Below are 7,495 nucleotides of genomic sequence, written 5' to 3'. Positions count from 1 at the left end.
GCTGATGCCCTGCAGGGCGGCGAGGGCGATGCTGTCGGTAAAGGGATTGGCCCTGCGGCTGACATAGGCCTCGAGCGCGTGGCAGAGACTGTCCAGCCCTGTATCCGCCGTCAGCCGGGACGGCATGCTCAGGGTCAGCTCAAAATCCACCAGTGCGGCCACGGGCACCAGGCCCAGACCCATGCAGAGCATTTTTTCCTGATTCGCTGTGTCGGTGATGACCGCGGCCCGGGTCACTTCGGCACCGGTACCGGCGGTGGTCGGAATGGCGATCACCGGCAGGCCGCTGAATACGCTAGCGGGGACCTTGTAATCGCGCATCTCGCCGCCGTGAAGTGCCAGCACCGACACGCCCTTGGCGGTATCCAGCGAGCTCCCGCCACCCAACGCCACCAGGCAGTCGTAGTCACCGGCACGCAGCACCTGCAGGCAGGCCGCCACGCTGTCGGTCGTGGGATCGGGCACACAGTCGCCGAACACCCCGCAGTGGATGCCGGCCGCTTCCAGCGGCGCAAGAAGCCGTTCGCTGAAGCCACTCTGGACCAGAAACGGGTCCGTGACCAGCAGCGGGCGGGCCAGCGCCAGCTCTTGCAGCGTTGCCACCAGGGTCTGGCTGGCACCGGCGCCGATGCGGAGAATCTTCGGCAGCTGTATCGTCGCGGCCTGCAGCGTCGTCAATCGCGTATTTCCAGCAGGTGGATGTCGAAGACCAGCGGCGTATTGGGTGGAATACTGTCCCCCGCGCCCTGCTCACCGTAAGCCAGCGACGGCGGACAGGCAATCCGCCACTTGTCGCCGATACTCATCAGCTGCAGGGCCTCGGTCCAGGCGGGAATAACCTGGTGCACACCGAATTGGGCGGGTTCGCCGCGCTGTACCGAGCTGTCAAACACAGTGCCGTCGACAAAGGTACCGTGGTAGTGGGTCACGACAGTGCTGCGCGGACCGGGACTGGCGCCATCGCCCGCCTCCAGCACCTCGAACTGCAGGCCGCTGGCGGTGGTGGTCACCTCCGGCCGGGAGGCATTGGTGGCCAGGAACTGCTCCCCCAACTGTTGCCGCTGGGCGGCGACGGCGCTGGCGGCCGCTTCCTGCTTGGCCTTGATGGCTTCGTAGCTGGGGTTCAGTTCACCGTCGGCCAGCAGCGACTGCTGCTGCTGGAACCAGTGCTGCATGCCCGCCATCACCGCCTGCAGGTCGAGGCCTTCGAACCGGTTGCGCAACAGCTGGTCGCCAAACTGCAGGCCAAAACCATAGCTGACTTTCTGCTCATCGGTGGCCAGTTCCACCTCGGGGAGTAACGCCATATGTGCCGTCCATTATGCGGATTGGGAAGGCTTCGCAGCTTACCATAGTTGCCCGGGAGCGTCCGGCTCAGGGCCTCTGGCGCACCTTGTGCCGCTGGTACTGCGCGGCGGTCATCTCCGTGTGCCAGATGGCAAAACTGCCGGAATCGAGATCGTCGTACGCCTGGATGATGGCATCGTTCACCTCCGGATAGGCGACCTGCTCCCAGGGACACTCTTCGCGGGAAAAGTAGCGACAGGCGAGGGACTCAGTGCCGGCGCAGGTTTCCTCTGTAGCCACCCGGGCTCGAAAGGCGACGTAGATCTGGTTGATGAACGTGATCGTGCCCATCATGTAGAACTCGAGCTCGTCGGCGGACAGCGCAACGCCCGCTTCCTCGCGCAGTTCACGGGCGGCGCCCTCTGCCAGGGTCTCCCCCAGCTCCATGAAGCCACCGGGAATTGCCCAGGCTCCCACCTTGGGCGGGAGGGCACGCTGCACCCAAAGCAAACGCTTGCCGCAGGCGACAAAAGTGGTCAGCACGATCATCGGATGGTCGTGATGAATCCGCCCGCAGCCCGTGCAGCGCCAGTGATTGCGCAGCTCTCCACCGACCCGGTTGCGCGCCAGCATGGCGCCGCAGTGCGGACAATAACGGGCCATCAGCTTTCTGCTCTCACCCTTGCGGGCCCTCTGTTGCTCAGCGGAGGGGCAAAAATAGCACTTTGCCCCGGGAAAAGCATTGGCACTACACTTAGGCCCCCATTTCTGCAGGAACACTAGCGTGCCAAGCGACCCCCAGATTCAGCTGCTGCTGACAGGCAATGAAATCATGAGCGGCGATACGGTCGACTCCAACTCCGCCATGATAGCCCTGCGGCTGGCCGAGATCGGGCTCGGCGTCTACCGCAAGGTGACGGTGGGCGACGACAGCGCCCTGCTGCAGGCAGAACTCAGGGCCATGGCCGGGCAGGCGGACACTGTCATCATCAACGGCGGCCTCGGTCCGACCGTGGACGATCTCACGGCGGAGGTGCTGGCGGCCGCGGCGGACGTGGGGCTGGTTGAACACCCCGAGGCCCTGGCCCACCTTGAGGGCTGGTGCGCTCGCCGCAACCTGCCGCTGAACGCCGCCAATCGCAAGCAGGCCCTGCTGCCGGCGGGGGCGCGGGTGATTCCCAATCCGGTGGGCAGCGCTGTGGGCTTCGAACTGACCCTGGGAGACTGCCGGGTGATCTGCACACCGGGCGTTCCCGGGGAGCTACGGCGCATGCTCGACACCATTGTCGACGCACTGGGTCGGTCCCTGGCGCGGCCCGCCCAGCGCCACGTCCTGCGCCTGCAGACCTTTGGCCTCGGGGAGTCCACCGCCCAGCAGATGATCAGCGATGCCCTGCCGGACTGGCCCGCGGCGGTGGAACTGGGTTTCCGCGCGGGGGCACCGCAAATGGAAATCAAGCTCGCGGTGAAGGATGCGCGGGACCTGCCGCTGCGGGACCAGTGTGAGCGGCAGCTGCGGCAGCTGTTCGGCGATCACATCATCGGCGAGGGGGATACCCAGCTGGCCGCCAGGGTGCTGGAGCTGCTGCAGGTCCGGGGCGAGACACTGACCACCGCCGAGTCCTGCACCGGAGGCCTGATTGCCAGCATGCTGACCCGCATTCCGGGCTCGTCCGCGGGCTTCCACGCCGGCTTCGTCACCTATGCCAACGACATCAAGACCGCCGTGCTCGGGGTACAGGAAACGACCCTGGAGACCTGCGGCGCAGTCAGCGAGGAGGTCGTCAGGGAGATGGCCCTCGGGGCCCTGGAGCGGTCCGGAGCCGATTACGCCATCGCCGTGTCCGGGATAGCCGGCCCCGAAGGCGGGACAGAGGATAAACCGGTGGGCACGGTGTGGCTGGCCTGGGGCAGCGTCGACAAGCTGCAGACCGCCTGCCTGCTGTGGCCGGTGGAACGCGGCCTGTTCCAGACCATGGTCGCCGCCGCCGCCCTGGACATGGTGCGCCGGCGCCTGCTCGGAATTGCCAGCGAACCGCGCTATTTCAGCCAGCGCCGGGCGCGCTGATCAAGGCTCCGCGGGGCTGGTCTCCGGCGCCCGGTGCCAGACCAGGGTATGGTAGCGGGTGACCCCGCGCACCTCATCCTTGCCACTCAGCACCAGGGTCTGGCCATCCAGCTCGGCGTGACGCAGCTGCTCGGTACCGGGAAAATTGGGGTTAAGGCTCTGGGTCACGTAATGCACCACATCACCGTTGACCACGCGGTAGCGACCCGCGTAATGGAAGTAACTGCCGTAGGCCGCGGCCTTCACTGAATCCGGCATTTTGCGAGGGCTCTCGTTCTCTGGCAGGCGCGGGCGTTCACGCCGGCAAATGGAGGCGCTCATCCAGCCATCTTCGCTATAGAGCAGCAGGCCGCGGGGATCCTCACCGAAGGGATTGCTGATCTCGTCGCGGTCGCCAAAGCCAATGGACCAGGACTCCAGCTGCCAGGCCCCCACCAGTTGCTGTCTTTCAATCATCTCGTTGCCTTGCTCCTGTGTCTGAATACCCGACCGGGCCTACCCGGCCAGGCCTATGGTTGCAGGCGCTCTATGCGCCAGCCACCGTCCTCTTCCCGGTAATACCGGAAGCGGTCGTGCAGGCGATGGGCGCCACCCTGCCAGAATTCCATCCGCTCCGGAAGCACCCGGTAACCGCCCCAGAAATCGGGGACAGGCACCTCGCCGCGGGCAAACTTCTCTTTCAGCGAGTTCATCTGGGACTCCAGCAGGGCACGGGCTGAAATCGGCCGGCTCTGTTTCGAGGCCCAGGCCGCGAGCTGGCTCTCCCGCGGTCTGCTGAGAAAATAGCGCGCGGACTCTGCCGCCGACATGCGCTCGGCGCGCCCCGCCACTATCACCTGCCGCTCCAGCATGTTCCAGGGAAACAGCAGCGACACCTGCGGAGTGTGGGCAATATCACGGGCCTTGCCACTGCTGAAGTTGGTGTAGAACACAAAGCCGCGGGTCGACACGCCCTTGAGCAGTACAATTCGCTGCCACGGACTGCCAGACTCATCCACTGTCGCCAGCACCATGGCCGTCGGGTCGGCAATATCCCCCGCCACCGCCTGCTGCAGCCAGCGCTCAAACTGCTCGACAGGGCAATCCGCGAGCATGTCCCGCTCCAGCCCACCAGCCAGGTACTCACGCCTGAAATCCTCGTAATTCACCACAGCATCCCCCGCAAACAGGCCCGCATTATAGATCATCCCGGGTGCTGGGATAGACCGGCGCCCGCCTGGCCATCGCGGGTATCTGCGGAAAAGGAAAGAACGACTGCCAGCCCTCGCCCAGATCCTCGGCCGGGGAGTGACCGAACGCTTCCCGGTAACGGGTTTCCAGCAGCGCCGCCAGTTCCGCCTCCGCGGCGATCTCCAGCAGCACCGCCGCCTCCATCAGCCCCTCCAGCCGCAGCCGCTGGCCCGGCGGGGCATCAAGCCCCGCTGCCAACTGCGCCAGCAGCTCCGCCAGGCGCCGATCTATGGTCTCCAGCAGTATGCTCACTCTGTCTCCAGTCCTGTCGGCCCGCCTGTCTGGCTCGAGTATGCGTCGCCGGCCAAAACAGTTAAAGTCTCGGTTTTGCCGCATGGGAACCCGTCACCGTGAAACTGAGCCACCACCTCATCGCCACAATCGCCCTGAGCCTGGTGCTCGCCCCCGCCGCGAGCGGCAGGGGCCCGATCGACACCGAAGCACCCATTATCGATTTCGGCAGCCGCTTCCTGCCAGTGGTGGCCAGGCAGGGCATGGTGGTAGGCCCGGAGCGACTGGCCTCGGAGATCGGCCGCGGAATTCTTGAGCGGGGCGGCAACGCAGTGGATGCCGCCGTCGCGACCGGGTTTGCGCTGGCGGTAAGTTATCCTCGGGCCGGCAACCTCGGCGGCGGCGGCTTCATGCTGGTGCATATGGCCGAGGGCAACCGCCAGACCCTGATCGACTATCGGGAAACCGCCCCCGGGGCCGCCGACCGCGAGCTGTTCCTCAACGAGACGGGTGAACTGGACAGCCAGCGCGTCTATTTCAGCCACCAGGCTGCCGGCGTGCCGGGCACCGTCGCGGGTCTGGTGCTGGCCCAGGCACGCTACGGCAGCCTGCCGCTGGCGGAAGTCATGGCACCGGCCATCGCACTCGCCGAGAACGGGCTGGAAGTGTCCTTTGCCCTCAACATGGAAATCGCGGCCCGGGCCGAGCGGTTGGCGCTGAACCCCGAGGCGCGCAGCCTGTTCCTGACTCCCGAAGGCAAGGCACCGGAAGTGGGCACGACCTGGCGCCAGCCAGAGCTGGCATGGACCTTGCGCCAGATAGCCGAACACGGCCACCAGGGATTCTATGCGGGCGAGGTCGCCGCGCGACTTGTCGCGGAAATGAAAGCCGGCAATGGCTTGATCACAGCTGAGGACCTCGCCGGTTACCAGGCACTGGAGCGGGAGCCGGTGCGCGGCAGCTTCCAGGGCGTCGAGCTTGTGTCCACACCTCCCCCGTCCTCCGGCGGTGTACACATTATCCAGATGCTGAACATACTCGAAGGATATGATCTGGCGGCGATGGGTCACAACAGCGCTGCCTACATCCACCATCTCGCAGAGGCGATGAAACTGGCCTACGCTGACCGCAGTGAGTATCTGGCGGACCCGGATTTCCAGCCCGTGCCGGTGGCAAGGCTTATCGACAAGGACTACGCTGCCCGCCAGCGCAGCCTGATAAATTCCACCCGCGCCACGCCCTCTGCCGAGATATCCCCGGGCAGGATGCTGGTGGACGAGAGCCGCGATACGACCCATTACAGCGTCGCCGACCGCTTTGGCAACGTGGTGAGCAACACCTACACCCTGAATTTCAGCTTTGGCTCGCACATTGCGGTGCCCGGAACAGGAATGTTACTGAACAATGAAATGGCGGATTTCGCCGCCAATCCCGGTCAACCCAATGCCTTCGGCCTGGTGGAGAGCGAGGCCAACCGCATCGAAGGCGGCAAGCGGCCACTGTCATCCATGAGCCCGACCATGGTGTTCCGGGAGGGCAAGCCCTGGCTGGCGACTGGCAGCCCGGGGGGCAGCCTGATCATCACCGCGGTGCTGCAGACGGTGCTCAATGCCACGGCATTCGACATGAACATCGCCAGCGCAGCGGCGGAGGCGAGGGTGCACCATCAGTGGCAGCCGGACAAACTGGTGCTGGAGCAGGGTATCAGTCCCGACACCCGGCGCCTGCTGGAAAACATGGGCCACAATGTGGACATCGCGCCACGTACCCTGGGTCGCACCCAGTCCATCATGCTGGAGCGCGGCTACCTGCTCGGTGCCACCGATACCCGGAGACCGGGCGGCCACGTTGCGGCCTACTGACTCCGCGGCAGCCTGACCTTCGCCGTCTGCCGGCTGATTGCCACCAGCCGGCCCGCGCTGTCCCAGTATTCCCCATCTTCCTCTATCACGCCCCGGGACAGGTGCCGCGACCACAGCCGCGCCTGCAGGGGCCCCGGCGCCGGATGGTCCCGGACCTGCACAGTCAGCTCCACCGTAGGCACCCAGCTCACCAGCCCCACGACGTCGAATGCGGGTGGCGGCAGGGCATCGGCAAACATGAGCAGGGACAGCACGTCCGGATCAGCGCCATCGGCATGCCGCATCCAGCCGCGAAACTCCCCGCGACCACTGGGAGCCGCGCCGCGAAAAACCTCCGCGCCATCCAGCAAGCGAATATCCACCCGCTGGGCAAACTCCAGCGAGCTGTCACCGCCGGCCACGCACTGGTCCCAGCCGGGGTAGACAGGGCGCGCGGCGGCAGACCAGTCAGGCCCCTGCTGCTGCGCCAGGTCGGTGTAGGCGGCGGTAACCTGCACCTTGAGCTCGCCTCCCTGGTACAGTCTGGCCATGCCCTGGGTGATATTGCGCCCGGCGCGCAAGAGCTCGACACGGCACTCGAACGGCCCCAGGGTGGTCGGCGCCAGATAGAAGGCATTCACCGACAGCGGATCCTTGTGCGGCAGCGCTTCGCGCAGGGCGCGGCCAATGACCGCCAGCACATAGCCGCCGTTGGGGACTGCGCCAATCCGCCATCCCGCATGCAGCTCCCCCACCCAGAGGTCCCCGGCGAGGCGGCGGACGGCGGTTTCTGCGGCAAACTGGCTGATCGAACCGGACTGCGTCATAACTACTCCAC

Annotated in this window: 9 protein-coding genes; 2 read left to right on the top strand and 7 right to left on the bottom strand. The window is 65.9% G+C overall.

Translation table 11 applies throughout. The annotated features are described in order from the left end of the window. The 3 genes from RJQ10_RS02960 to RJQ10_RS02950 all read right to left on the bottom strand — a co-directional run. Positions 1-678: iron-containing alcohol dehydrogenase (locus RJQ10_RS02960; RefSeq protein ID WP_350143476.1), on the bottom strand; the 678-nt coding region annotated here is incomplete at its 3' end. Continuing rightward, on the bottom strand, positions 675-1,307 hold the full coding sequence (locus tag RJQ10_RS02955; protein WP_350143474.1) for an FKBP-type peptidyl-prolyl cis-trans isomerase: 633 nt from the start codon (positions 1,305-1,307) through the stop codon (positions 675-677). The genes RJQ10_RS02960 and RJQ10_RS02955, both read right to left, overlap by 4 nt. 67 nt (positions 1,308-1,374) lie before the next feature. Beyond that, positions 1,375-1,950, bottom strand: coding sequence for an NUDIX domain-containing protein (locus RJQ10_RS02950; RefSeq protein WP_350143473.1), 576 nt, complete (start codon positions 1,948-1,950; stop codon positions 1,375-1,377). A 121-nt stretch (positions 1,951-2,071) separates the two neighbouring features. On the opposite strand from RJQ10_RS02950, the gene RJQ10_RS02945 reads away from it, so the two are divergent. Continuing rightward, on the top strand, positions 2,072-3,355 hold the full coding sequence (locus RJQ10_RS02945) for a CinA family nicotinamide mononucleotide deamidase-related protein (protein WP_350143472.1): 1,284 nt from the start codon (positions 2,072-2,074) through the stop codon (positions 3,353-3,355). Here the strand turns inward: RJQ10_RS02945 and RJQ10_RS02940 are convergent, their stop codons facing one another. The 3 genes from RJQ10_RS02940 to RJQ10_RS02930 are packed head-to-tail and all read right to left on the bottom strand — an operon-like array spanning position 3,356 to position 4,837. Next, positions 3,356-3,811, bottom strand: a complete 456-nt coding sequence (locus RJQ10_RS02940) for a lipocalin-like domain-containing protein (RefSeq protein WP_350143471.1) — start codon at positions 3,809-3,811, stop codon at positions 3,356-3,358. 53 nt (positions 3,812-3,864) lie between these two features. Beyond that, a complete protein-coding gene (gene pdxH, locus RJQ10_RS02935; protein WP_350143480.1) occupies positions 3,865-4,503 on the bottom strand; it encodes a pyridoxamine 5'-phosphate oxidase in 639 nt (212 codons plus the stop codon). Between the two features lie 28 nt (positions 4,504-4,531). Next, positions 4,532-4,837 (bottom strand): hypothetical protein, encoded by a 306-nt coding sequence (locus tag RJQ10_RS02930; RefSeq protein ID WP_350143469.1) that lies wholly within the window; start codon positions 4,835-4,837, stop codon positions 4,532-4,534. Between the two features lie 98 nt (positions 4,838-4,935). Here RJQ10_RS02930 and ggt point away from each other — a divergent pair, with 98 nt between their 5' ends. Continuing rightward, positions 4,936-6,678, top strand: a complete 1,743-nt coding sequence (ggt, locus tag RJQ10_RS02925) for a gamma-glutamyltransferase (RefSeq protein WP_350143467.1) — start codon at positions 4,936-4,938, stop codon at positions 6,676-6,678. Here ggt and RJQ10_RS02920 read toward each other — a convergent pair. Next, complete coding sequence (locus RJQ10_RS02920; RefSeq protein WP_350143465.1) at positions 6,672-7,484, bottom strand: thioesterase family protein; 813 nt, start codon at positions 7,482-7,484, stop codon at positions 6,672-6,674. The two genes, ggt and RJQ10_RS02920, sit on opposite strands and share 7 nt — an antisense overlap. Positions 7,485-7,495: the final 11 nt, after the last annotated feature.

This window comes from Haliea sp. (assembly GCF_040222615.1).
Classification (GTDB): Bacteria; Pseudomonadota; Gammaproteobacteria; order Pseudomonadales; family Halieaceae; genus Haliea.
The sequence above is the reverse complement of the archived record's forward strand: the minus strand, read 5'-3'. Positions and strand labels throughout refer to the sequence as shown.

Coding starts and splice junctions, on each gene's coding strand:
- RJQ10_RS02920 (WP_350143465.1), bottom strand. CDS start 7,484: ATGACGCAGTCCGGTTCGATCAGCCAGTTTGCCGCAGAAACCGCCGTC.
- RJQ10_RS02950 (WP_350143473.1), bottom strand. CDS start 1,950: ATGGCCCGTTATTGTCCGCACTGCGGCGCCATGCTGGCGCGCAACCGG.
- RJQ10_RS02940 (WP_350143471.1), bottom strand. CDS start 3,811: ATGATTGAAAGACAGCAACTGGTGGGGGCCTGGCAGCTGGAGTCCTGG.
- RJQ10_RS02955 (WP_350143474.1), bottom strand. CDS start 1,307: ATGGCGTTACTCCCCGAGGTGGAACTGGCCACCGATGAGCAGAAAGTC.